The sequence below is a fragment of the uncultured Microbacterium sp. genome (assembly GCF_947488465.1).
In the GTDB taxonomy this organism is placed as follows: Bacteria; Actinomycetota; Actinomycetes; order Actinomycetales; family Microbacteriaceae; genus Microbacterium.
This window is the reverse complement of record NZ_CANKZA010000001.1, coordinates 39,260-63,215: the sequence shown is the minus strand read 5'-3', so window position 1 is coordinate 63,215 and position 23,956 is coordinate 39,260. Positions and strand designations below refer to the sequence as shown.

Below are 23,956 nucleotides of genomic sequence, written 5' to 3'. Positions count from 1 at the left end.
GCCCCGCGAGCGAAGCGAGTCGAAACGCCACGCGCTCCGGCTCCGCGCGGGGGCTAGTAGTGCGGCGGGACGTCCCGCAGCATCCGCTCGTCGTTCGGACCCGATGCCCCGTCACCCTGAGGTGGCGGGGCATCGCCGTGTTCTCCCGGCACGTCGGGAGAGGGGTCGGTCCCCGGCGCGGGGGTCAGACGCGCGCGCCGCGATCCGCGGACCCGCTCGATGCGCTGACGGTCAGGGGACATCGATCGGCTGGGTGGGGGTCTGCGCAGTGGGCGTCTCGGGCTGCACGCCGAGGATCGCCGCGATGCGCGATGCCACGCCGGCCGGGTCGCTGTAGAGATCGAACGCGTGCACACGGATGTAGTGCCAGCCGAGGCGCCGCAGGATCTGGGGGCGCAGACGCAGGGTCTCGCGCAGGCTCTCGCCGATCGCATCCGAATCGCTCTCGGTGACGACGGCCTTGCCCTTGTACTGCGCGACGAGCGGCAGGCGCCCGTGATAGTCGACGTCAACCGACACCCCGAGACTGCGCAGATGTTGCGCGAGGGTGAGGGTGAGCGGATCGGCGAGGTCTTCCAAGCGCGATTCGCGGGCGCGGGCGGCGATGCCCCCGAGGATCGACATGAGTGTCGCGGCGCCCGATTCGAGGCGTCCTTCGTCGAATGCCGACGGCCGGATCGACGACACGATCACCATCGACCGGCGCGCACGGGTCATCCCGACCGTCAGCAGACGCTCCCCGTCGGGGCCGGACAGATCGCCGAAGTCGCTCAGCACCCGGCCGTGCTTGGTCAGCCCGAACCCGAGCGAGAAGATCACCCGGTCGCGGCTTTCCGCCACCGACTCTTCGAGGCCGAGCACGGCGAACGGCTCGGCGGTGTCGCGTCCGACGAAGTCGGCGACGTCGGCGCGTCCCGCGAAGGCCGACGCGACCGCGGCGCGCACACGTTCGGCGTGACGGGTGGATGCCGTGACCACCATGAGCGACTCGCTCGGGCGGTTGACGGCGTGCTCGACGACCAGGGTCACCACGCGGGCGAGCTCGGCATCGGGACTCTCGACCGCGCCGGTGATCGGATCGGGCGTTCCCGTCCCGCCCTCGACGTAGTCGACGCTCAGGCTGCCGCGACCGAGGTACGAACCGGCCCACGGCAGCGAGACGATCTCGCCCCCGTAGAACGCGTCGTTCACGAGTTGAGCGAGATCTTCCCCGCCGGCGCGGTAACTGCGGGTCAGCGTCTCGACGGGGATGAGCTCCGCCAGGCGCGCGAACACACTGACCTCGTCGAAGGGAACCTCGGGCTCGTCCTCGTCGTCGGCGGGCATGCCGGCCGAGATCCGGAACGGCGTCGGCTTCTGCGTGACCGGGTCACCGAAGACCACGATCTGACGTCCGCGGCGCAGGGCCGGGGCAGCTTCACTGAGGCACAGGGCGGCTGCGTCGGCGATGATGACGACGTCGAAGTCGACGGCATCCGGAATCGCCGGCGCTTCGTACGGTGAGGCGAGCCAGACCGGCGCGAGCGTGCGCAGGAGGGTCGGCGCCGCATGGACGATCTCGGCCGTCGTGGCCGTCGTGCCGCGGAGAGCGTGCTTGAGCGCCGAGGTCTCGTTCGCCTCGTCGACGATCGAGATCTTCCAGCGCGTCGCGAGTTCCGCCGCGAGAAGCGGGCCGGCAGATCCGGCGTGGGCTTCGTCGACCAGACGATAGTCGCGCTCGAGGCGATCCACGACCGAGGTGTTGGCGCCGAGAAGCGCGCGGTCCGAGCGCAGCATCGCTTCGAGAGCCGACTGCCACCAGGCGAACTCGAACTCGGCGGCGACGTCGCCTTCCGGAACGTGGCGCATCGACAGTTCGGTGAGCAGCGGTTCGAGACCCATGTCCGCGAGTTCTCCGCGGAGGGTCGCCCGCTCGACGAGGTTGTCGAACACGTCCGACTCGGCGGCGAGACCGGCGAGCGTGCGCACCAGCTGCGGGATCGGCAAGGCGGCGAGGGCGTCCGTGCGACCGAGCGCGCGGTCGAGGTCGCCCAGGTCGGCGCTCACACGCTGCCACGCGGTGGCGACGTCGTCGAGTCCGAGGGGAATCTCGGGGGTGACCCCCGCATCCACCAGTCGCTCCCACTGGGCACGCTGCTGCTGCACGCGCAGGAGAGCTTCGTGCATGTCCGTGATGTGCATGCCCGGGCGGACATACTCCTTCGACAGGTGCTTCAGGCGGCGGCGCTGCGGACCGGACATCGTGGTCGAATCGCGTCGCGGACCGTGCGCCTGGATGAGTTCGTCCAGCGGGCGCTCGAACACGGTCATGCTGAAGCGGTCGAGCGAGGCGCGAATGCCCTGCAGAAGCTGGATGTAGCCGCCGAGCTCGCTCACCGTCGCGAACGGGCGCATGCGGGTCTGACCGATCAGCTCGTAGCCACGCTCGAGGATCGAGGGCACGTCGCTGCGGTGCAGGCGCCCGGCGAGCGCGTGCGCGGCACGGGCCTCTTCGGTCGTCGAGAAGGCGACGCCATACCAGGGCGAGTCGTCGGGACCGAACCGGAATTCTCCGAGTCGGGCCGCCGTCGACAAGGTCGTCGCGGCTTCGGCGCGCCGTGTGCTGAGCGTGCGGAGGGTGGCGAGGTCGAACCGCGTCTGCGCGCTCGGCTGCGGAACGCCGGCGGCGATGGTCGTGAGGGTACGGAGGGCTTCAAGCGGCGAGACGCCGATCTGCGGATGCCGGTGGGTCAGCGCGACGCGGTAGTCACGCAGCACGGTGCGCAGGCGCACGAGCGCATCGTCCACGTCGGCGACCTTGGGAGGTGCGGCCTTTTCGTTCCGCGCGATGGCGCGGATGAGATCGCGCCGCAGCTGCCCGGGCGAGACGGCGAGGCCCGGCAGTCCGATGCCGGCGAGACGGTGGCGCACCCCCTCGAGGGTCGACCGGCGCGCGCTGACGACGAGTACGCGCTTACCGGCCCGCACGAGCTCACCGACGGCGTTGATGACGGTCTGCGTGCCACCCGTACCCGGCAGTGTGTGGACGGCGAGCGATTGTCCCGTTGCAATGCGCGCCAGGACGGCTTCCTGCTCGGCGTCGGCGTCGAGCAGAAGACGGTCGGATGCCGGGGGCCGGTCGTCGGCGCCGATGATCTTCGGAAGACCCCGCACGAGCGAGACGGCCTCGCGGTCGGAAACGTGCCCGGCGAGGGCGTTGAGGAACGGGTGGTCGAGGTCGGCGGCATCCCGCTCCATCGCCCCGGCGACGTCGGTGAAGGTCGAAACGACCAGACGCGGCTGCACCGTGAACGTGTCGATGTGTGCTGTGAGGGCGCGCAGGTGATCGATCACGGGTTGCGGTTTGAAGACGCCGCCCTCATCGGCGAGCCCGGCGAGCGCTCGGCCGTCGATCACGATGCCGAAGTGGGTGCGAGCCGCTTCGACGAGCTCGGGGTTGATCGTGAACGCGCCGTGCAGCTTCAGATCGAAATCGGTGTGGTGACGACGGATCGCCAGTGGACGCAGCAACACGGGAGCGGCGTAGGCCACACCACCGATGCGCCACGCAGCGATACCGACGGCGAGGTTGACGGTATCGAGTCCGCGGGTCGTACGGAGCTCGACGTCTTTGGCGGCGATGCGCTCGGCGGCGATGCGGGCCGTCCGCAGCGCCACTTCGTCGCGGAAGAGATTGGAGAGGAGCGTCGAGCGGCCGGTGATGAACTGCGGCAGGCTACCCGGGTGGGCTTTCGTGATGTCGATGCCCGCATCGCCGACGTCCGTGTAACGCAGGAGCGTCGACAGGCCACCCAGCTGCGCGGCTTCTTCGCGGATGCGTCCGCGTTCGGAGGCCGCGACATGTTGCACGGTCACCCCGGGTTCGGACAGATCGAGGTCGCCCGGGGACACCGAGATCTCGTGCTCGGCCTCGTTCACGCCTCGCACAGCTCCGCCATCTGCTCGCCACACACGTGCCACCTTAGGCTTGCCGCGGCGCAGAAGGGCGCTAGACCGGCCGATATCGCCGCAATTGGCCAGCAGAGCTTCCTCCCCAACCGGGTGTTCCGGCCGGTTGTCCACGGATCGGGGCTGGAGAGACCAGTGGCGACCGGGCATCCGGTCATCATGGAGGCATGACTCACGCAGCGTTCTCGGTGCACCCGACACCGATCGGCGAGGCCCTCATCGTCATCACGGATGAGGGCCTCGCCCACCTTGAGTTCCTCGACGGTCCGCCCGGCGACGCGGTGCAGCGCATCGGGCTGCACCGCCGGAGCGTTCTGAGAGAGGATGCCGCGGCCACCGCGCACGTGCGCACGCAACTCGACGAGTACTTCGCGGGCGCGCGGCGCCGTTTCGATCTGCCTCTCGATCTCGGCGACACGACGGGGTTCGTCCGTGCGGCGCTCGAGGCCGTCACCCGCATCCCGTTCGGGCAGACAGCGTCGTACGCCGAGGTCGCGATCGATGCGGGCTCCCCCGGCGCGAACCGTGCGGTGGGATCGGCGTGTGCGCGCACGCCGATCTCGCTCGTGATCCCGGCTCACCGGGTCGTCCGCAGCGACGGTTCGATCGGCGAGTACGGCGGTCACCCCGAACGCAAGCGCTGCCTCCTCGCCCTCGAAGAACGCGTCGCCGCCGCAGACCCGTCCGGCGTGTAGGCCGCCGGACGACACCGAGCGAGGCCGGGGTGACGACATCACCCCGGCCTCGCTGTGTCGATCGCGATCAGCGGATCAGTGATCCACCGCCTTCTCGGCCCCGTAGCCGGTCAGCGAGCGGACTTCCATTTCTGCGGCTTTCTCGGGGCTTTCCTTGCGGGTCGAGGTCACCGACCCCAGCCAGCCGAGGAAGAACCCGAGCGGGATCGAGACGATGCCGGGGTTGTTGAGCGGCCAGATCGCTGTGCCGATGTTCTTGAACACGCTCGTCTCGGTGCCCCAGAACACGGGCGAGAGCACGATGAGGATGACGGCGGCCGCAAGGCCTCCGTACATGCTCCACACCGCACCGCGGGTCGTGAACCTGCGCCAGAAGAGCGAATAGATGATCGTCGGCAGGTTCGCCGACGCCGCCACCGCGAAGGCCAGCGCCACGAGGAACGCCACGTTCTGCCCCTGCACGCCGATGCCGCCGACGATCGCGAGGATCCCGATGACGATCACGGTGCGGCGGGCGACCTTGACTTCGCCGTCCGGCGGGACGTTGCCCTTCTTGACGACGTTCGCGTAGATGTCGTGCGCGAACGACGCGGCCGCCGTGATCGTGAGTCCGGCGACGACGGCGAGGATCGTGGCGAACGCGACCGCCGAGATGAATCCGAGCAGCAACGGCCCACCGAGCGCTTGCGCCAGCAACGGTGCAGCTGAGTTCACACCACCGGACGCGGCCTTGATCACGTCGGGTCCGACGAGAGCGCCGGCCCCGTAACCGGGGACGAGCGTCAGCAGGTAGAACAGACCGATCAGCCAGATCGCCCAGACGACCGAGCGACGCGCTTCCTTCGCCGTCGGCACGGTGTAGAAGCGCATGAGCACGTGGGGCAGACCCGCCGCGCCGAGGACAAGCGCGATGGCGAGCGAGATGAAGTCCCACGGGTTCTGGCCATACTGCAACCCGGGTCCGAGGATCGCGTCCCCTGCTTGAGCCGGAATGAGAGCACATCGGCCATCGTGAATTTGCCGGTGTTGCGCATGAGCTCGGCGACGAGAAGGAGAGCGACGAGCCATGCGACCAGGAACCCGATCGAGTAGAGGAACCCGTCGTATCCGTTGATCGCGATCGCGCCGACGATGCCGAGGAAGGATGCTGCCGAGAGGTAATCCCCGGCGATCGCGAACCCATTCTGCGGACCGGTGAACGAGCGCCCGGCCGCGTAGTAGTCGGCGGCTGTTTTGTTGTTGCGACTGGCGCGGATGACGATGAACAGCGTCACGGCCACGAAGGCGCCGAAGATCGCGATGTTGAGCACCGGATCGTTCGCACCGCTGGTCGCTGCGGCAGCGAGGGTCATCGGCCCGCCTCCTGACGCTCGAGGGGCCGGTCTTCCTCGACGGGTCGCGTGCTAGCCTCGACGCTACGAAAACGGGTGACGTGGCCGTCACCCCCGGAAGTAGGTAGCACGCGATGGCACTCCCCGCCCTCGCCAGCGACACCGAGTTGCTCTCTCGGGCCGTGGGCGATCTCGCCCAGCGCACCGGGCTGCCGGTGGCTTTCGGCGGCTTCGAAACCGCCAACATGGTCGAAGTCACGTCGGTCGTCGGAAATCGCACACAACACCTGGCCGGGCTGGTCGTCCACGCCTCCCGCGGTCTCGGTGGACGCGCGCTCGTCGAAAAGCGTCCGCGACTCGCCCTCGATTACCGGTCATCCCGCAACATCACCCACGACTACGACCGCGCCGTGCTGGGTGAGGGGATTTCAACCCTCTTTGCGGTACCCGTTCTTGTGGCCGGTCGCGCCCGCGGTGTCTTGTACTGCGGATCATGGATGCCGGCGCCCTTCGGTGAAGGTACCGCGCGCACCGCACTGCAGGTCGCCGGAGACCTCGCGACCGAACTGCGCGTGCGCGACGAAGTGCACAAGCACCTCGCGCTCTTGCCTGCGCCCGCCCCCGCCGCTCCGGCACCGCGCGTCGATGCGGCGACACGCGAACAGCTCCGCGAGACGTACGCGGAGTTGCGCGGCATCGCCGCCGACGTGCCGGATGCCTCGATCCGGCGCCGCTTGTCAGTGCTGGAGGCGCGCCTGTCGGAGATGTCTCGGGACGGCACCGAGCCGACCGAGACACTCGACGTGCGACTGTCGCGGCGGGAGCTGGATGTGCTCGCCTGTGCCGCGCTCGGTCAGACCAACGCGGAGGTCGCCGCGACGTTGACGTTGCGTGAAGGCACAGTCAAGTCATACCTGCAATCGGCGATGGCCAAGCTCGACGCCGGAACACGCCACGCCGCGGTGACCAAGGCGCGCCGCGCCGGGCTACTCCCCTGACTACACTTCCCCCATGGCCCGCAGAATTGTGCATCAGCTCGTCGACGACCTGGACGGATCGGTTCTGGAGGTCGGCGAGGGTGAGACCGTCCTGTTCTCTCTCGACGGCACCGCGTACGAGATCGACCTCACCGAAGAGAACGCCGACGCTCTGCGCGCCGCGTTCGCGCCGTTCATCGCGGCCGCGCGGTCGGTGTCCGCGCGCAGCGGTGGCTCGGCGAGCGCACGCGGGGCCCGTGGGACGGCGCAGAAGCGTGCGGGGCAGCGCGACTATGCGCCGATCCGGGCGTGGGCGGCCGACAACGGCTACACCGTGTCCGAGCGCGGGCGCGTGCCGGCATCCATTCTCGAGGCGTACGACGCCGCGCACTGACCGTCGGTCACGGTAGCGGCCCGTGGCGCACCGCGCCGACGGGTACCGCTCCCCTGGCTCGCGGTGACCGATGGATACCCAGCACAGCTGACGCATAATATACGTGTGCCGCTGTCAGCACCGAAGTCAAGATGAGGTTCTATGCCGTACCGTGATCAAGCCCGGGTGCAGTCCTGGGTGGAGCAATTCCGCTCCGAGCAACATGTCGATACCGCCGTCGATGTCCTCGAAAAGGATTACACGGCAGGGCCCGAATCAGGTCTTGTGGTCGTCACGCTGCGCACCGTGTCGACGGTGACCTACATTCAGCCCGTCGTCACCGAGGGTGTGCCGAAGTGGATCGTCACCTTCGAGCCGCGCTCTGAGACGTTCGATCTCGACAGCGTCGGCGTCTCACAACTCGCGCAGGACCTGCTGGCGCTGGCGAACCTGTGCACGTACCTTCAGCTGAAGACCGACGAAGCACGGGTCGCTGCATCTTCCTAACCGACTCAGAGGAACGGGACGACCGTTCCCGCGGTCAGGGCGAGGCTCCCGGCCACCACGCCCGATACGGCGGCGACCCGCTGAAAAACTCGCTGTGTGTGACGCTCACGCCGTGCCGTCTCAGGGTCCGGCACCGAGAGCACCGCGCTCTTCGCTTCCCTGAGGGTGTCGTAGCGCCCCACGGGCGTGGCTCGGCCATCGAAAGCCAAGTAGGCGCCGTCGTTGGATCGGTCGACCGAGCCGAGGTACTCCCCCGCGCGCGAGACCACATACAGGCCGGCGTCGACACGAGCCCACGTCGGGCTCGACACGCTGGGAATCGTGAGGCTCATGCTGCCCTCCGCAGATCAGTCGTCACGGCGACCGGACGCGCGACTGGTTCGGCGGCCGTGAGATCCAACGTGACGCCACCCGAGGTGTTCGCCGCGTTCGCCAGCTCCTCCAGGTAGCGCCGGTCGAGAGCTTCCTCGGCCCTTTCCAGCTCGAAGCGCAGGGGGATCGAGCAGTGCAGCCAGATCGTCGAGCGACCCTCGGGGCACTCCGGTGTGGTCCAGGAGACGGAGAAGCTCTCCGAGCGACGCAGCTTCGTCGTGGCGAGAACACGGAGATGTGCGAGCTCGCGGTCGGGGATCTCGATGCCCTCGGTGGTGTTGCCGTAGTAGAGACGTCCCATTGTGTGCGCTCCCTCGTGGTCGGTTTTGCTCTAGCGAAAGGTTACTCACAAGAAAAGTAGTTAGTCAAGTGAGATAGTCGCCGGGTGTATAGTAAATCAACCGAGTAGCTGGAATTGTGCCTTTCGGCACGGGGGTGAGACATGACCGACCGCGACGATGTGCAGGACGTGGATGCGGTCGTGCGCGCCTACGAGAGATTCCGCGCGGCGGATGCCGCCATGCTCGTCCGCGTGCGCACGCAGACCGGCCTCGGCGAGAACGAGTTGGCGATCCTTCGTTTTCTTCTCAGCGAGCGCGCGAGCGCGCACGGTGTGAAACCGAGCGAGATCGCGCGGCACCTGGGCGTGAGTTCGGCATCCACCACTGCCCTCCTCGACCGGCTCGAAAAGGCAGGGATGGTCGTGCGCGCCAGCAACCCGGGCGACCGCCGCAGCATTTTCATCGAGGCGACCGCCGACGCAGAGCACGCCATCGCGTCGACCTATGAGGTGTTCGAGGGCCGTCTGGCGAGCCTCATGGACGGCATGTCGGCGGAGGAGCGTCGCGATGTGATCGCCTTCTTCTCCTCGCTGGCTGACGCCGCTGACGCCACCGCAGAGCTCACTCCGACGCGCTGAGAACCGCTACGCGTCGATCTCGTCGACGGCGTCGCGCATCGCCTGCAGGAAGCCGATGACGCTCGCCCGGTCGGAGGCGGTCATCGGCCGCACGACATCCATCATGCGTGCGTGCATCGCCGACAGCGTGTGCCGCACTTCTTCCTCGGCTTTCGCGCTCGACGTGATCAGGATGCTGCGGCGGTCGGCCGGGTTCGCCATGCGCGTGATGTGACCACTCCGCGAGAGGCGGTCGAGCAAGGCCGTCGTCGACGCCGACGTGATGCCGAGATACCGGGCGAGGTGCACCGGCGTCACCGGCTCATCGCGTTTGCTCGCTCGTGCGAGGTAGCGGAGGACCAGCAGTTCGTTCTCGCCCATCTCCATCGACCGTTGGGTTCGTCGGCGCATCGCCATCTCGGCCGCACGGTAACTGCGGAGCGCCTGCAGTACGGCAGCGCTGGTCGCCTCATCCGTGTCGGCATACCAATACGCCGAGCCTTCTTCTTCGGTTTCCCCCGTCACGAAGAACCATTCTGGTGGATGCGACTCGAATTCGCAGGTCAGTGCTCGGCGCCGAGGTTTCCGGTGAGTCGCCGGTGCAGCGCCGCGGCAGTGTCGTTGAGGCCCTCGATGGTGACGCTCTTGCCCTGTTTCTCGTATTTCGTGACGATCGCATCGAGGGCGGCGACCGTCGACGCATCCCACACGTGTGAGCGCGTCATGTCGATCACCACGCGTTCGGGGTCGCCGGAGTAGTCGAACTGGGTGGTGAGATCGTTGCTCGACGCGAAGAAGAGTTCGCCGTCGACGGTGTAGTGCGCCACCCCCTCAGAGGCGGTGCGCGTCACCGTGATGAAGTGGGCGACGCGGCGTGCGAACATCACCATCGCGGCGATGACCCCGAGCACGACGCCGATCGCGAGGTTGTGCGTCCACACGGTCGCCACGACCGTGATCAGCATGACGGCGGTCTCGCTCTTCGGCATCCGCTTCAGCGTTGCGGGGCGGATGCTGTGCCAATCGAAGGTCGCGATCGACACGACGACCATGACGGCGACGAGCGCGGCCATCGGGATGATGGCGACGACGTCCCCGAGCGCGAGGATGAGCACCAACAGAAAGACGCCCGCGAGGAAGGTCGAGATGCGCGTGCGCGCCCCCGAGGCCTTGACGTTGATCATCGTCTGGCCGATCATGGCGCAGCCTCCCATGCCCCCGAAGGCGCCGGAGAGGATGTTCGCCGCGCCCTGGCCGAGCGCTTCGCGGGTCTTGCGCGAGTGGGTGTCGGTGATGTCGTCGACGAGCTTCGCGGTCATGAGCGATTCGAGGAGTCCCACCACCGCCATCGCGAGCGCGTACGGGGCGATGATCTGCAGTGTCTCCAACGTCAGCGGCACCTGCGGCAAGAAGAGTTCGGGCAGGCTCGTCGGCAGCTCCCCCTGATCACCGACGTTCGGGACGTTCCAGGCGAACACGACGACCGCGGCCGTCAGCAGCACGATCGCGACGAGGGGCGCCGGGATCACCCTCGTGATCCGCGGCATGAGATACATGATCGCGAGCCCGACGGCGACCAGCGGATACACGAGCCACGGCACATCGACGAGCTGCGAGAACTGCGATGTGAAGATGAGAATCGCGAGCGCGTTGACGAATCCGACCATCACCGATCGCGGGATGAAGCGCATGAGCTTCGCGACCCCGAGCACGGCAAGGACGATCTGGATGAGTCCGCCCAGCAGCACCGTGGCGATGAAGTAATCCATGCCGTACTCACGGGCGACGGGCGCGATGACGAGCGCGATCGCACCGGTCGCCGCGGTGATCATCGCCGGCCGGCCGCCGAGGAACGAGATCGCGACGGCCATGATGAACGAAGAGAAGAGGCCGAGTCGTGGATCGACTCCCGCGATGATCGAGAACGCGATCGCCTCGGGGATGAGCGCCAGCGCGACGACGAGCCCCGCGAGCACTTCGCGCGTCAGCAGGCGCGGGCTGCGCAGGGCTTGTAAGACCGTGGGTTCGATGCGGTAGCGAGACGCGGTCGCGGTCGACATGGGGCCTCCGAGAGGGGAATACGTGCGCATCGACCTCAGTCGACGCGGGAAGAAGGGGATGCGAGCGATGGCGCCGCCTTCGACTCTAAGCGACGGCCGAGGATGTCCACGGACGGCCACTCGGCGGTATCCCTCACCTCCGCGATCACGATGTCGCCGCCTCACTGATCGCCGCGTTCATGATCCGTGGCAGGAAAAGCGAACTCCTTCCCCGAGCGAGCCGGCCCTGGCTGCGCGCGTGGGTTAATGGCGGTCGCGAACCCGCCGCCCTGGCATGATAGGTCGAATTCGACCTATCATGGAACCATCGATTGAGGAGTCACGCATGAGTGTTTCCGCACAGCTCGCGCATATCCGCCGGGCAAAGGGCATGACAGCCGCTGCTCTGGCGTGTCGCATCGGGACGCACGCGAGCAACATCTACGCCATCGAAACTGGACGTCGTGACCCCCGGTCCAGCACGACGGGCGCGGCGGCGCATGCACTCGGAGCACGCGTGCTCGTCATCGATACTCAGGGACGAGCAAGCGCGCGCGACATCGCAGAGTCGATCCTTCTGAGCGAGAACTCGACTGTGCGCATTCAAGCCCTTGTCCAGCTCGTAGCGAACCTACAGGCCTCCGACCTTCTAGCGAAGGCCGCGTTGACAATAGACCCTCCTCCAGCGATATCTGTCGAGTGGGATGCGGCGATCGCCGGCACCGTCGAGATCGAACTCGCTCGCGCCGGCCTGCGCACACCCGCGTGGGCCGAGCGAGCTACCGGAAACCCTGTGGGTCGGTGGGATCCCTGGACGGCCGGTCGTCTGGCGCCGGATGCCGAAGATGTTCCTGAGCCGCTTCGCCGTCGCGGTATCTGGATCACCGCAGACGAGCTCGCAAGCGCATGAGCGCCGAGCGGCCCATCGTCCGGCTGGATCGCGACGATATCGTCCGAGGGCTCCGAGAGCTGGTGTCGGAGCTGGGTCGAACGGGTTCGAGCGCGCGCATCCGCTTGGTTGGCGGGGCGGCGATAGCGCTCGCTTACAACGCCGCCCGCGGATCTACCGTGGACCTCGACGCCGAGCTCACACCGGAGACAACCATTCTGGAGGCGGCTCACCACGTTGCCGTTGCGTTCACTTGGCAAGAGGACTGGCTCAACTCCGCGGCTGTGCACTTTCTCCCGTCTGGGTTCGGAGAGCGCACCGCCGAGTGGTCGGTCCTCCATGAGCAGAACGGAATCGTCGTGGAGGTCGCCACAGCAGAGACGCTTCTCGCGATGAAGCTCTTCGCGTGTCAACGCCGGCGACGTCGTGAGCTTCCCGATTTGCGCGTGCTCCTGCCGCTGTGCGGAATCGCGACGATCGATGATGCGGAGAAGCACCTCGGCATGTATTACCCGGGCGAGGAGTTCACACTCGCAGCGGCAGCTGTGGTGCAGGCCGCCCTCGATGATCCCGCCATTCCGCAGACTGCCGAGCCACCCGTTTTGGCGTAGCGCGCGCCCCTACTCGCACGCCCATCCGTCTCCATCGCCGTCGCCGTTGTTGCCCGTCCCGGTGGCGAACCATGCGTAGGCGCCGGGTTGGTCGTCACGCGAGAACGGTCCGATCGGATGCCCGGCGACGTTGCTCTTGAGCTTCGTGCACGACGTGTACTGCGTCCACCACTCCCCTGACGGCGGGGGCACCGCCGCCGCGCCGGCGCAGTCCACCGTGATCACGGACCCGTCTCCACCGATCGACGCGACCTGCGCGGCGCGGTAGGCAGCCTCGCGCGGATGCGCCGGGTAGCCGTCGCCCGAGTCGTACCGGGCGACGGCGAGACCGGCGGTGAGCAGCGATGACGCGACATCGATCCCCTGGTCCGTGGTGACGTAACGCAGCATCCTGCCGTGTCTGTCGGCGTCGTTCTGCCCGTCGGGGAGCTCGAGGCCGACCACCGCACCCGGCACGAGGAGCGACGACACGAGTGCCGAGGCTTCCGCGTAACCGCAGACATCACGTTCCGGCGCGTCGATGCCGATGAGGCGCACCGTGCCGGCGCTCGTCTCGATCGTGTCGCCGTCGATGATCGACGCGATGGTCACCGTCGCACTGCCCGACAACGGGGTACCAGGCGCACATCCGACGACGCACACCACCACGGCGACCGCGAGGGCCGCACCCCAGATTCCGCGCACGATCACGAGCCTAAATGTCGACGTCGCCATGCTCGCGCCGCAGATACCTCGGCGCCTGCACCCGCCACGCCTCGGTCACGAGCTCCGCGAGATGATCCCCGCCGATGCCCGCCATCCGGAACGCGACCTTGGGCTCGCCCCAGCGCGTCGTCGTGCGCAGGAACACGTCGGGTGCCATCTCGCGGAGGGCCACGGCATCCATCGGGTCGGCGATCTTCACCCCGACGACGAGTTCCGATGCGATGATCTCGCGCATATCGACCGGGATGCTGGGCCAGGGGTGACACTCCCACGCGTACAGCTTTCCGCGCACGAACCACGCAGCGCCGCCGGTCATCGCACGCTCTTCGCTCCCCGGCAAGCCGGCGGCGATCACGCGCACATCCTCGAGAGTGGCCACACGTGGAGACTACGACCCACCTCCGACACGTCAGTGTGCGATCACCGCTCCTGCGCGAGGATCCAGTCCATCGCGTCGGGCACGGCGTCGAGCACCGAAATATGGCCGGCCCCCGCGCGGCGCCACAGCTCCGAGCAGCCGATGCTGCGGTGCAGCCGCTCGGCGTGCTCGGGCGGGATCACCCGATCATCGCTCCCCTGCACCAGGAGCACGGGCACACGGATGTCGGCGAGGTCGACACCCCACGGCCGGGTGAAGGCGAGATCATCGTCGATGAGTCCGTCATCGCCCCACTGCGCGGATGCCTCCACATCCTCGCCGAGCGACGCCCACGGCCCATCGAGCGCGGCGTAGTCGGCGCCTGAGAAGCTGGTCGGCTCGAATTCCTCGGTCTCAGCGAACGACGCGCGCGCATCGCGGCCGTCACGGGCGGCCCGGAGACCGCCGGGCGCCGCCATGCCGCCCCACCACCCTGGATCGTCCTCGAACGGCGCGATCCCGGCGAGGGTCGCGGCCGCCGTCACGCGGCCGGGAAGGAGCGCGGCTCCGGCGAGCGCGTGCGGCCCTCCCCCCGAGGCGCCCAGCGTCGCGAACCGTTCGACACCGGCGGCATCCGCGACCGCCGCCATGTCCGCGGCGGCCGACGCCACGTCGCGCCCGGGCCTCGGCGTCGACCCGCCGTAGGACGGGCGTGCGTACGACAGCATGCGGATGCCGCGCGCCGACGCTGCCTCCAGAACCGGCGGCAGGACGCGTCCGGTCTGGGGAGAGCCGTGGAACCACATGATGACCGGGCCGCTTCCGCCCGAGTCGTACGCACGGAGCACTCTTCCATCGGCAAGCGGGACGTCGAGGGCAACGCTCATGGGCCGAGGGTAGCCGGAGAGCGGCGCGCATCCGATCCGAAACGCTCTCCGCACCAAATCCCTCAGCGAACCCTCGCCACCGCCCCGCGCCGAACGTCGCGACCCCGCGCTGACCGACGATGCGCGATCGTCAACCCTCAGAACGCGGTGGTGATGGTCCCGTTCGACTCGATGAACTCGCGCACCTCGTCGCTCGTGAACGCCTTCTTCAGCGCCGCGGTGGCGGCGGAATCAGCATCCTCGCCCCGGACCACGAGGTTGAGCGCGAAGGTGTCGTCGAGTTCGGTGATGAGGCCGTCGTCCTGCGGGGTGAGCCCGAGCGCCGCGATGTGCGAGGGCCATTGGAAGACGAGGTCGGCCTCGTCGTACGCCGTGTTCAGCGCGCTGATCGCGACCTGCAGAAACTGGAGCTCTTTCGGGTTCTCGGTGATGTCCTCGGGTGTCGCCGCATACGGGTCGATCGCCGGATCGAGCGTGATGATCCCCTCGTTTGCGAGCAGCCGCAGCGCCCGGCCGGTGTTGGAGGGATCGTTGGGGATCGCGACCGTGGCGCCGACCTCGAGGTCGTCGATGTCGGTCAGTGTCTTCGAATAGAACGCGATGATGAAGTCGTACACCGGCTGCACCCCCACGAGAGTGCCGTCGTTGGCCGCGTTGAACGATTCCATGTAGGGCACGTGCTGCGAGAAGTTCGCGTCGACGTCGCCGGCCTGGAGGATCGTGTTCGCGGTGACGTAGTCGGCGACCTCGACGAGTTCGATCTCGTAGCCGTCGTCGATGGCCTCACCGGCCGCTTCGACGACATCCGTCATGGGCGACGTGACGGCCGCGACCTGCAGGGTCACGATGTCGCCCTCGTCGGTGGTGGATGCCGCGCACCCCGAGACGAGGACGGCAGAGGCGAGTAGCAGGCCGAGGCCGGGCAGAGACGAAGAGCGCATGGAGTTCCTTGTGGGTTTCAACGGTGGTCGAGACGGACGGAGATGCGATGGCCGATCAGTTGGATCAGCAGCACGCAGACGATGATGATCGCGATGGTGAGGTACATGAGGGCGTTGTTGTACTCCTGGTAGCCGTAGCGCATGGCGAAGTCGCCGATCCCCCCGCCACCGACGACACCCAGCACGGTCGAGTACGAGAGCAGGCTGATCGCGGCCGAGGTCAGCGCGTAGACGAGGCCGGAGCGCGCCTCGGGGAGAAAGAACTGGCCCACCGCTTGCGGCACCGTGGCGCCCATGGAGGTGGCAACACGCGAGATTCCGGGCGGCACTTCGAGCAGGATCTGCTCGACCAGGCGCGCGTAGATCGCGACCGCCACGACGCACAGCGGCAGCGTCGCGGCCTGCGTGCCGAACGTGGTTCCCATCACGAGCCGGGTGAACGGGATCAGGAAGACCACAAGCAGCAGGAACGGGAACGAGCGGACGATGTTGATGTACAGGTTTCCCACGCGCCACAGCGCACGGTTCTCGGCGAAGCCGCCGGCGCGGGTGAGGAACACGGTCACGCCGAGGGGCAGGCCGATGATCACGGCCGCCGCCAGCGAGACGACCAGCATGTAGCCGGTCTCGGCGAGCGCCTCGAGCATGTCGTCGCCGTACTCGGCGAGCAGGTCGGTGAGCCAGGTCATGGCCGCAGCTCCCGCGTGACCTGCTCGTAGTAGTTCGGGAGGGTCCGGTAGTCGGTCTTCTGGATGTGGAACTCCTCGCGGAGCCGGCCGTGCTCGAGCAGCGCCACCCGATCGCAGATCGCCTTGACGACATCGAGATCGTGGGTGATGACGACGACGGTCGTGCCGAAGCGCTCGCGGGCGCCTTCGAGCACGCGGAGAACGTCGCCCGTGGTCGAGGTGTCGAGAGACGAGGTCGGCTCGTCGCAGAGCAGCAGGGCCGGGCGGGTGATGAGCGCGCGAGCAAGACCGACGCGCTGCTTCTCTCCCCCACTCAACTGCGCCGGGTAATGGTCGGCGCGGTGACTCAGCCCGACGAACTCGAGGATCTCGTCGACCGCGCGACGCTCCTCGGCGCGCGACATCGCCGCGCCCGTGCCGCGCCGCAACCGGAGGGGCACCGCGACGTTGCGTCGCACCGTGCGGCTGGTAAGCAGGTCGATGCCCTGGAACACGACACCGATGTCACGGCGCAGGTCGCGCAGCGGCCCGCGGGCGAGGGTCGCCATCGGCTGGCCCAGCACCGTCAGCGAGCCGGAGTCCGGCGACGTGAGTCCGTTGATCATCCGCAGGAGCGTCGATTTGCCGGCGCCGCTCTCGCCAATGACCCCGAAGATCTCGCCGCGCGCGATCGCGAGGGTGATGTCGTGGAGCGCGGGAGGTTCGCCCGCGTGATCCCCGAACGTCTTCGTGACGTCCGTGAATTCCACAACGGCAGTGCCCGGTGTCGCCATCTCGTGTCGTGCTTCCCTTGTTCGGCGACCAGTGCAGCGCTGTTCTTGTACCGCGTCCAATTATAATTGAGAAATGAGCGTCAGGTACCGGACCGAGATCATCAACACCGACGGTGCCGACGGCTGGAGCCGGGTCGTCGGAGGCATGGACGTTCCGGTGGCCTCACCGTTGAGCGCCGACCTCGATCCGGCGGCATCCAACCCCGAGCAGTTGTTGGCGCTCGCGTGGGCCACATGCTTGAACGCCACCGCGCACGTCATCAACGGTGGCGCCGCCCGCACAGCCGTGCGCGTCGACGTGGCATTGATGGATGCCGAGCCCGGCCCCGGGTTCGAGTTTCACCTGGATGCCTATCTCTCCCTCGAGGGCGGGAGCATGGCCGAGACCGAAGAGCTCCTCGCCGCCGCGGAGGCGCGGTGCCCGGTATCGAAGCTGCTGCGCGAGGCAACGACGGTGAGGGCACACGCGGAGCCGTATTCGGCGCCGTAGATCCCGCTGCCAACGTCGGACGCCTTGCCCGCCGACGTCACCCGGCATCCCGCCACGGTGACAGGGTTGATCACATGACAGTGATCATTGCGGGATGCGGCGACCTCGGCACGGAGGTCGGCCTGCGGTTCGCCGCGCAGGGCCATCGCGTGGTCGGCATGCGACGCGAAGCGGAGCTGCTGCGAGCACCGACCGAGGGGCGCTCGGTGGACCTCCGCCACCAGGTCCCCACGATCGATGACGACACCACGACGGTCGTGGTCGCCCTTACCGCCGAAAGCCGCACCGCCGCGGCCTACCGCGAGACGTATGTCACCGGGCTCCGGAATGTTCTCGACGGGATCGAGGCGTCCCCGGCCGATCCTCGCGTGCTCGTGGTCTCGTCGACGGCGGTGTATGACGTCGACGGCGGGGAGACGGTCACGGAGAGCACTCCCGCCGTAGGAGGCTCGGCCACCGCCGACGTGCTGCTCGAGGCAGAGAAGCTCCTGCGCTCGCGGGCGCCGGCGGCGACACTGGTGAGGCTGTCGGGCATTTACGGTCCAGGCCGCGAGCGGCTCATCGAGCAGGTGCGCTCAGGCACCGCCCGGCTCGCGGCTCCCGCGACATCACCGCACACGAACCGCATCCATCGCGATGACGCCGCTGCCGCCATCGTGCACCTCGCCGGTCTCGAAAATCCCCCACCCCTGGTGCTGGGCAGCGACGACGAACCGGCGAGGTTGGATGAGGTGCTGCGCTTTCTCGCCGCGGAGATGGGCGTTGCACTGCCGACTCAGGGTGAGGCGACCGGGCGGCAGGCCGCTGGCGACAAGCGGATCTCCAACGCCCTCCTGCGCTCGACGGGGTTCACGTTCACGTATCCGAGCTTCCGCGAGGGATACCGTGCGGTGCTCGCGGGCGGTGGCGTGCGGCATCCGTGAGCGCGGCGGTCATCCGGATTTCGACGGAGACGGAACCCACCCCACAGCAATTTTGCTAGATAGGCTAAGCAACACCCGCTCCGCGAGGTGAACCATGGCGAAGAAGCCTGATCGGACCAAGGTCGCGGGGATCGTGGTCGCCTCAGGCGAGAACGCACGGGATTTCCGTCCCGGGCACGGAGGTCGTCGGCCATCTGCGATCTGGCGCGCACGCGACATATATCACCGTGCCGGTGGCAGCGATCGTGCAGAAGCCGAAGACGCTCACCTGGGAGGCCGCGGGTGGACTCTTCCTCGCCGGCGCGACGGCGCTGGACACCCTGGATCAGCGCTGAGCTGCAATATCGCGGAACAGAGACTGGACGTGAGGAACGAGCTGCTGGCGGTTTCGCCTTAGGTGGCGGTTGAGGATCAGGCCAAAACGGCGGAGAACCAGTTTCCAGCCAAGATGATTGCGCGGGCGCTGCGCTTCGGGGCATCCGGCATGATGCGTGGAAAGCGAAGCAATCATGGTCCAAGAGACGCACGGAGGACGCGCGCTTGTCGAAGTACACCGTTCAACAGCACTCAGTCGAGACCCTCCTAACGTGGGTGAAGTCCGGGCAAGTTGCTATCCCCGAAATGCAACGCCCCTTTGTGTGGGACTCCACCAAGGTCCGCGATCTTCTTGATTCGCTCTACAACGGGTTCCCGATCGGCTACCTGATCACGTGGCAGAGCGCCGATGTCGGCCTCAAAGACGGGTCAAAGTCATCATTTCGGCAGATCCTCATTGACGGGCAACAGCGCATTACGGCAATGACCGCGGCACTCGTCGGCCAGCCTGTTGTCGACAAGAGCTACAAGAAAAAGCGCATCAAGATCGCCTTCAATCCCGCAACGGAGCAGTTCGCAACGCTCACCCCGGTGATCGAGCGGGACTCCGCGTGGATTTCGGATGTCGCCGCCTTCGTCAACGCGCCATCAACCTTTTCAGCCACCAAGGCCTATATGGACGCCAACCCGGACGTAGACGCCGCGCACATCGAGGATTACCGCACGATCAAGCTCGGCATCGAAAGCGGAACCATCCCCACGATCCAGCTCGGCCCGCGCCGGATGATCCCCCGCGTCCCGCTGCTGCGCGCATTCGGGATCAACACCTGACGCGCCGAAGCCAGTCACCCGACCGCGCCTGCGATGAGTGTGGCGTTCATGAGCCCCCGTTCTCGGTCGGCCCGATCGAGATTCACCCAGCTCGAGTGCCGCTCGTCACCTACGTTCTCGAGGATGGCGCGAAGCCTGTGCCGGTCGTTCGCGCTCATCGTGTCGTAGGCGAGCTCGGACGCGTCGGTGACGCTGGCAAGGAGGACGGCGGCATCGTCGAGGTGGCGGGCCCGATCGCGGTTGTCCACGAGATATGCCGCTCCTTTGGCGACCAGCGCGCCGAGCTCATCGGGCACACCGAGGACGACGCGGGCACCGCCGTTGAAGATCAGCGTGTACGTGTCGCGGCGGCGGATAGCCTGCTCTCCGGCGGGCGCAGCGAACGCGGGTCGTTGCGCGAGCCTCGGCCGCATCCGGGAGGGCAGATGGTCGGCGACCATGATGTCTACCTTGCGGCCGTCCGCGTGCACAAATCGATAGGCATGCTCTTCGCTCTCGACGAGCTCGAACCCGATCTGGGCCAGGGCGGCCCGGGTCCCGGCCAGAGAGCTGCGGTCGGCCCAGTAGTCCACGAGCGCGTCCATGTCGTCGGTGGACCGGCGCATCGCCACCCCGGCCCTACTGCCGTGGGTTGCGACCATGAGGCCACCCACAAGTGTGAGGTTCTCCGAGATCCCGGTGCCGGCTACGTCGATGACCGTCCGCCATGCGGGGAGAAGGTCGTCGTCCCCCATGTCCACGGTCAGTTCGAGGCCAGCCATGCGTTCCTCAGCTCGTCGAGAGCTCGCAGACCGCCACTGCGTTCCCTTGTGTCGGTGCTGACGGCGAGGTCCGCGGCGATAACCGCGGCCGGCATCGCCTCACCGTCGTATGCGATGGGGAGCGTGTTGTCGTAGAGGACGTCTTGGCCGCTGGTCGAGGCCACCATGAAGTGCGTGCGGGCGTACTCGTCGATTCCGCCGCGGCGGACGTAGCCGGAAACCTGGCGGGTGTCGTCCATGAGTCCGACGCGCAGCTGGCCGGCGGCGGAGCGGCCGGTAGCGATGAGCTCTTCCCCGGCCTTGGTGGCATTGGCGGCACGGTAGCGGTGCGCTCGGGTGCGCCCTGAGACGGCGCGCGCGAGCTCGTCGGCACCCCATGTGCGCAGTCGTCGGCGTGTGCGCGAAAGGGTGCTGGGGGTTAGCCAGGTCGCCTCGAGGCCGCTGAGCTCCCACAGCAGTCCCCACGCGGTGTCGACGTCGAGCTTTCGACCACCGCCGCGGCGAGCAGACGTTTCGTAGCGGAGCACGGAGTCAGCGTCGGCCAGCCACGCGCCGGAGGAGAGTTTGCGCCCGGCGATGGAGCCTTCGGCGAGGAGGTCGATGGCGTGGCGCCGCGAGACTCCGAGGCGGCTGGCGAGTTCGGTCGCCGTCAAGTCGACCATTGCAGAATACCTCCAAACTTGGAACTATTGTGACACAGAGTTGGCGCGCCGCGCGCAAACGGTCGGTGTGCGTTCGCCGATGACACTCCCCGCCGTCGGGACCGCTGCCCGGCGGCACCGGCACGTAGGACCCGCTCGTGCCGATGCTCGATGCGGGGGCGACTTGCGCTCGCTCGTCGACCTGCACACGCCGGCACCCCCAACCTCCTTAGACTCAGCCCGATGACATCTGAACTCCCCCCTCAGCTGCCGCTCGACTCCCCCGCTCCGACCTCGTCGACATTCGGGACTGTAGCCGCGGCATCCGTCATGGCCGAATGCTTGCGTGTCCAGGCTGACGTTCCACCGCGCGGTGCAGTCGCGCGCAGGTTCGGACGATCGCCGCTGTCGGACGAATCGCGTCCCTGGTATGTCGGCGCACTCGGCGAGCTCGACGTCGCCAGCCGTCTCGACTCGCTCGGCGACGAGTGGACCGTCTTGCACTCGGTGCCAATCGGGACGCGCGGCAGCGATATCGACCACGTCGTCGTTGGCACGGCGGGCGTGTTCACGATCAATACCAAGTTCCATGAGGATGCGCGGGTGTGGGTGGGTAGCCGCCGACTGCTCGTCAACGGACAGGCCACGGACCACCTGCGCAACACGCGCTACGAAGCGACGAGAACGCAGAAGCTCCTATCCGCTGCTGCCGCAACGGACGTTCCCGTAGGCGGAGTCATCGCCATCGTCGGCGCCAAGCAGATCACCATTCGAGAGCAGCCCGCGGACATCGCCGTGCTGGATATCGCGCGGCTCACCCGTTGGCTGAAGAAGCAGAAGCCTCGACTCGATGAGTCGCAGACGGCCGCGCTGTCGACGCTCGTGCGCGATGCCGCAACCTGGACAAGCGAGCCCAAACACGAGACCGACGTTTCCGGCTTCGACGCGTTGCACCGGGAGGTCGTCGGCGCGAAGCGCGTTCGGATGATCTGGGGCGGTGCCCTGCTGATTGCGATCCTGGGTGTCAGTGTGCAGATGGCGCTCGACTACTTCGGCCGCCTGCTTGGCGGGTAGGCTCCGCTCACGTGCGTCTCGCCGGCACACATGCGGGCGCCGCGAGCGGCCCGGCTGCTGGGTCCCGCTACTCTGCTGATCAACATCATCTCGATAGCGAAGGACAGATTCGTGACCCCCCGACGAATCCGCGTCTCCGGCGTGCGCGGCGACTATCTGGCGCCCCGCGGCTGGCCGACTCCCACTGACCAGTGGATCCGCGCGAATACGTTCTGGCAGCCCCCCGAAGGTTGGACGCCGGCAGCCGGACTGAAACCCGCCCCGAAGGGCTGGCGGTTCTGGACGCCCAACAAGACCTGGGATATCGCCGCGAGAAAGTACTACGCGCCGCTGCAGGGATGGATGCGGGCATCGAACATCGCGGCCGTCGCCTGCGCCGTAGCACTCGTCGGTGCCACGGTTCTCCAGCTCACGATTCTGACGCTGGCGGCGATGCTGTTCCTCGTCATCGGACTCGTCTGCCTAATCGTGTTCCGCGCGCGGAGAAAGCGGATGACGAGCGAGCTGCTCGTCCACGTGACGACGGGTGCCGAGCGCTCCCGGAACGAGCGGCTCGCTCGCGAATACCAGCGCTACATCCTGGATGCCTCGTGACGCTCGATGAAGCGCGGGAGACGCTCGGCGTGTCCCGCGACGCGGACGTGGCAGAGATTCGCGAGGCGTTCCGTCGACGCGCCCGCGCGGTGCATCCGGACCGGCATCCGTCCGAGAATGAGGCGAGGCGACGGCAGCTCGGCCGCGAGTTTGCTCGCGCCCGCGAAGCACACGACATCCTCGTGAAGTTCACGAGCGATTCCACCCGCGTCGCCGCGCCCGCTGCTGGTGCAGCGACGGCCCGTTCCGGCGGCGCGACGCACGCACCGCCGACCACAGCCGGTGGCACGCACTCCCAGACCGCGACCGCTCCCGCGCCACAGCGTGAGCGTGCACGCCCGCGCACGAGCGAGTCGCGGCCGCGTGCGGAGGCGCCGCGTGTCACGATCCGCTTCGACGAGTTCGTGAAGGCATCGGATGCCGCGGGTTTCGGCCCCGGAACGCGCACGCGCCGGTGGATCGACTGGCCGCGCGTTGTCGCATGGTCGAGCGTCGGCGCGCTGGCGGTGGTGATCGTCGGCGGCAGCTACGTTGCCGCCTACGTGCTGTAGTCGGCGGGGTCTACTTCGACGTGTTGCGAATCTGTATGCCGCCTGTGGGTCGTGGTTCGATCCCGAACAGCCCGATCGCCTTCACGAGGTCGGAGAGCTTGGCGTAGCCCCAGTTGCGGGAGTCGAAGTCGGGCTGCTGCTTGCGCATGAGCGAGCCGACAGCGGAGAGGTTCGCCCAGCCGTCTTCGCCGGACGCGGTCGTGATGCATGTGCGCAGGCCAGCCACGAGCTTGGTGTCCTGCCGGAGCGCCAGCGTCGACTTGCGCGCGAGCGGCGCCACCGCGGGCTCAGCCTGCGGCTCTTCCAACACATCGAGGTAGGTGAACGTGTCGCACGCGTTGCGGAAGGCCACCGGCGTCTTTCGTTCCCCGAACCCGTGCACCGTGACGCCCTCCTCGCGGATGCGTGTCGCGAGACGAGTGAAGTCGCTGTCCGACGACACGATGCAGAACCCGCTGAAGCGGCGCGTGTAGAGCAGATCCATCGCATCGATGATCAGCGCGCTATCCGTGGCGTTCTTGCCGACGGTGTTGGCAAACTGCTGCACCGGCTGGATGACATGCTCGCTCGCCGCCTGCTTCCAAGTGCTGAGCTGCGTGTTCGTCCAGTCACCATAGATGCGCTTGACGGATGCCGTGCCGAAGCGAGCGACCTCCGCGAGCACCGCGTCGATTTTGGAGGCCGAGACATTGTCGGCGTCAATGAGAACCGCGAGGAGATCAGCGGGTGGGGCCATTGCTAAAGCATGGCAGGACACGAGCCAGTCAACGACAGCCTCACCTC

The 23,956-nt window shown here is 67.6% G+C and carries 27 protein-coding genes and 1 pseudogene; 13 read left to right on the top strand and 15 right to left on the bottom strand.

Features of this window, described 5'->3' with window-relative positions:
- Positions 1–231 precede the first annotated feature (231 nt).
- On the bottom strand, positions 232–3,918 hold the full coding sequence (locus Q0653_RS00285) for an AAA family ATPase (RefSeq protein WP_298941748.1): 3,687 nt from the start codon (positions 3,916–3,918) through the stop codon (positions 232–234).
- 197 nt (positions 3,919–4,115) lie between these two features.
- Between Q0653_RS00285 and Q0653_RS00280 the strand changes: the two genes are divergently transcribed.
- Positions 4,116–4,643 (top strand): methylated-DNA--[protein]-cysteine S-methyltransferase, encoded by a 528-nt coding sequence (locus Q0653_RS00280; protein ID WP_298743895.1) that lies wholly within the window; start codon positions 4,116–4,118, stop codon positions 4,641–4,643.
- Positions 4,644–4,718: 75 nt separating this feature from the next.
- Here Q0653_RS00280 and Q0653_RS00275 read toward each other — a convergent pair.
- A pseudogene (locus Q0653_RS00275) lies at positions 4,719–5,995 on the bottom strand (hypothetical protein).
- A 113-nt stretch (positions 5,996–6,108) separates the two neighbouring features.
- Here Q0653_RS00275 and Q0653_RS00270 point away from each other — a divergent pair.
- The 3 genes from Q0653_RS00270 (at position 6,109) to Q0653_RS00260 (ending at position 7,831) form a co-directional block, all read left to right on the top strand.
- Positions 6,109–6,972: a LuxR C-terminal-related transcriptional regulator gene (locus Q0653_RS00270; RefSeq protein ID WP_298743897.1), complete on the top strand. Its 864-nt coding sequence runs from the start codon at positions 6,109–6,111 to the stop codon at positions 6,970–6,972.
- Positions 6,973–6,985: 13 nt separating this feature from the next.
- Positions 6,986–7,345, top strand: a complete 360-nt coding sequence (locus Q0653_RS00265) for an Lsr2 family protein (RefSeq protein ID WP_298941744.1) — start codon at positions 6,986–6,988, stop codon at positions 7,343–7,345.
- Positions 7,346–7,486: 141 nt separating this feature from the next.
- On the top strand, positions 7,487–7,831 hold the full coding sequence (locus Q0653_RS00260) for a protein-L-isoaspartate carboxylmethyltransferase (RefSeq protein ID WP_298941742.1): 345 nt from the start codon (positions 7,487–7,489) through the stop codon (positions 7,829–7,831).
- Positions 7,832–7,836: 5 nt separating this feature from the next.
- Here the strand turns inward: Q0653_RS00260 and Q0653_RS00255 are convergent, their stop codons facing one another.
- Together Q0653_RS00255 and Q0653_RS00250 are read right to left on the bottom strand one after the other, a co-directional pair.
- Positions 7,837–8,163: a peptide ABC transporter permease gene (locus tag Q0653_RS00255; protein ID WP_298743903.1), complete on the bottom strand. Its 327-nt coding sequence runs from the start codon at positions 8,161–8,163 to the stop codon at positions 7,837–7,839.
- Positions 8,160–8,504, bottom strand: a complete 345-nt coding sequence (locus tag Q0653_RS00250; protein WP_298941740.1) for a hypothetical protein — start codon at positions 8,502–8,504, stop codon at positions 8,160–8,162. Before Q0653_RS00250 ends, Q0653_RS00255 begins: the two co-directional genes overlap by 4 nt.
- Before the next feature lie 141 nt (positions 8,505–8,645).
- Here Q0653_RS00250 and Q0653_RS00245 point away from each other — a divergent pair, with 141 nt between their 5' ends.
- Positions 8,646–9,122: a MarR family transcriptional regulator gene (locus tag Q0653_RS00245; protein ID WP_298941738.1), complete on the top strand. Its 477-nt coding sequence runs from the start codon at positions 8,646–8,648 to the stop codon at positions 9,120–9,122.
- A gap of 6 nt (positions 9,123–9,128) precedes the next feature.
- Here the strand turns inward: Q0653_RS00245 and Q0653_RS00240 are convergent, their stop codons facing one another.
- Both Q0653_RS00240 and Q0653_RS00235 read right to left on the bottom strand, forming a co-directional pair.
- Positions 9,129–9,626 carry a MarR family transcriptional regulator gene (locus tag Q0653_RS00240; RefSeq protein ID WP_298941736.1) on the bottom strand — a complete coding sequence of 166 codons (498 nt, stop codon included), beginning with the start codon at positions 9,624–9,626 and terminating at the stop codon, positions 9,129–9,131.
- A gap of 38 nt (positions 9,627–9,664) precedes the next feature.
- Positions 9,665–11,161: a SulP family inorganic anion transporter gene (locus Q0653_RS00235; protein WP_298941734.1), complete on the bottom strand. Its 1,497-nt coding sequence runs from the start codon at positions 11,159–11,161 to the stop codon at positions 9,665–9,667.
- Between the two features lie 325 nt (positions 11,162–11,486).
- Between Q0653_RS00235 and Q0653_RS00230 the strand changes: the two genes are divergently transcribed.
- Both Q0653_RS00230 and Q0653_RS00225 read left to right on the top strand, forming a co-directional pair.
- Positions 11,487–12,050 (top strand): helix-turn-helix transcriptional regulator, encoded by a 564-nt coding sequence (locus Q0653_RS00230; protein WP_298743912.1) that lies wholly within the window; start codon positions 11,487–11,489, stop codon positions 12,048–12,050.
- The gene (locus Q0653_RS00225) at positions 12,047–12,640 is read left to right on the top strand and encodes a hypothetical protein (protein ID WP_298743914.1); all 594 of its coding nucleotides are present in this window, start codon (positions 12,047–12,049) and stop codon (positions 12,638–12,640) included. The genes Q0653_RS00230 and Q0653_RS00225 overlap by 4 nt, the downstream gene beginning before the upstream one ends.
- Positions 12,641–12,649: 9 nt before the next feature.
- Here Q0653_RS00225 and Q0653_RS00220 read toward each other — a convergent pair whose 3' ends face one another.
- The 6 genes from Q0653_RS00220 to Q0653_RS00195 form a co-directional block, all read right to left on the bottom strand.
- Positions 12,650–13,324 (bottom strand): thermonuclease family protein, encoded by a 675-nt coding sequence (locus Q0653_RS00220; RefSeq protein ID WP_298941731.1) that lies wholly within the window; start codon positions 13,322–13,324, stop codon positions 12,650–12,652.
- A 10-nt stretch (positions 13,325–13,334) separates the two neighbouring features.
- The gene (locus Q0653_RS00215; RefSeq protein WP_298941730.1) at positions 13,335–13,724 is read right to left on the bottom strand and encodes a hypothetical protein; all 390 of its coding nucleotides are present in this window, start codon (positions 13,722–13,724) and stop codon (positions 13,335–13,337) included.
- Positions 13,725–13,765: 41 nt separating this feature from the next.
- Positions 13,766–14,590, bottom strand: coding sequence for an alpha/beta hydrolase (locus tag Q0653_RS00210; RefSeq protein WP_298941729.1), 825 nt, complete (start codon positions 14,588–14,590; stop codon positions 13,766–13,768).
- A gap of 137 nt (positions 14,591–14,727) precedes the next feature.
- On the bottom strand, positions 14,728–15,531 hold the full coding sequence (locus Q0653_RS00205) for a MetQ/NlpA family ABC transporter substrate-binding protein (RefSeq protein WP_298743921.1): 804 nt from the start codon (positions 15,529–15,531) through the stop codon (positions 14,728–14,730).
- Between the two features lie 17 nt (positions 15,532–15,548).
- Entirely contained in the window at positions 15,549–16,220 is a 672-nt protein-coding gene (locus tag Q0653_RS00200) for a methionine ABC transporter permease (protein ID WP_298941728.1), read from the bottom strand.
- The gene (locus tag Q0653_RS00195; RefSeq protein ID WP_298743925.1) at positions 16,217–16,969 is read right to left on the bottom strand and encodes an ATP-binding cassette domain-containing protein; all 753 of its coding nucleotides are present in this window, start codon (positions 16,967–16,969) and stop codon (positions 16,217–16,219) included. The genes Q0653_RS00200 and Q0653_RS00195 overlap by 4 nt, the downstream gene beginning before the upstream one ends.
- Before the next feature lie 97 nt (positions 16,970–17,066).
- Between Q0653_RS00195 and Q0653_RS00190 the strand changes: the two genes are divergently transcribed.
- The 3 genes from Q0653_RS00190 (at position 17,067) to Q0653_RS00180 (ending at position 19,552) form a co-directional block, all read left to right on the top strand.
- Positions 17,067–17,483 carry an OsmC family protein gene (locus Q0653_RS00190; RefSeq protein ID WP_298941725.1) on the top strand — a complete coding sequence of 139 codons (417 nt, stop codon included), beginning with the start codon at positions 17,067–17,069 and terminating at the stop codon, positions 17,481–17,483.
- 74 nt (positions 17,484–17,557) lie between these two features.
- Positions 17,558–18,406, top strand: coding sequence for an SDR family NAD(P)-dependent oxidoreductase (locus tag Q0653_RS00185; protein ID WP_298941724.1), 849 nt, complete (start codon positions 17,558–17,560; stop codon positions 18,404–18,406).
- Between the two features lie 540 nt (positions 18,407–18,946).
- On the top strand, positions 18,947–19,552 hold the full coding sequence (locus Q0653_RS00180; RefSeq protein WP_298941723.1) for a DUF262 domain-containing protein: 606 nt from the start codon (positions 18,947–18,949) through the stop codon (positions 19,550–19,552).
- A 14-nt stretch (positions 19,553–19,566) separates the two neighbouring features.
- Here Q0653_RS00180 and Q0653_RS00175 read toward each other — a convergent pair whose 3' ends face one another.
- Positions 19,567–20,313 carry a hypothetical protein gene (locus Q0653_RS00175; protein ID WP_298941721.1) on the bottom strand — a complete coding sequence of 249 codons (747 nt, stop codon included), beginning with the start codon at positions 20,311–20,313 and terminating at the stop codon, positions 19,567–19,569.
- Positions 20,295–20,975 (bottom strand): hypothetical protein, encoded by a 681-nt coding sequence (locus Q0653_RS00170; protein ID WP_298941719.1) that lies wholly within the window; start codon positions 20,973–20,975, stop codon positions 20,295–20,297. The genes Q0653_RS00175 and Q0653_RS00170 overlap by 19 nt, the downstream gene beginning before the upstream one ends.
- Before the next feature lie 222 nt (positions 20,976–21,197).
- Here Q0653_RS00170 and Q0653_RS00165 point away from each other — a divergent pair, with 222 nt between their 5' ends.
- From Q0653_RS00165 to Q0653_RS00155, 3 genes are all read left to right on the top strand, one after another.
- A complete protein-coding gene (locus Q0653_RS00165) occupies positions 21,198–22,028 on the top strand; it encodes a nuclease-related domain-containing protein (RefSeq protein WP_298941717.1) in 831 nt (276 codons plus the stop codon).
- Positions 22,029–22,139: 111 nt separating this feature from the next.
- Positions 22,140–22,622 (top strand): hypothetical protein, encoded by a 483-nt coding sequence (locus Q0653_RS00160; protein ID WP_298941716.1) that lies wholly within the window; start codon positions 22,140–22,142, stop codon positions 22,620–22,622.
- Positions 22,619–23,173 carry a DnaJ domain-containing protein gene (locus Q0653_RS00155; protein WP_298941714.1) on the top strand — a complete coding sequence of 185 codons (555 nt, stop codon included), beginning with the start codon at positions 22,619–22,621 and terminating at the stop codon, positions 23,171–23,173. The genes Q0653_RS00160 and Q0653_RS00155 overlap by 4 nt, the downstream gene beginning before the upstream one ends.
- Positions 23,174–23,183: 10 nt before the next feature.
- On the opposite strand, the gene Q0653_RS00150 is transcribed toward Q0653_RS00155, so the two are convergent.
- Positions 23,184–23,909 (bottom strand): NYN domain-containing protein, encoded by a 726-nt coding sequence (locus Q0653_RS00150; RefSeq protein ID WP_298941712.1) that lies wholly within the window; start codon positions 23,907–23,909, stop codon positions 23,184–23,186.
- Positions 23,910–23,956 lie beyond the last annotated feature (47 nt).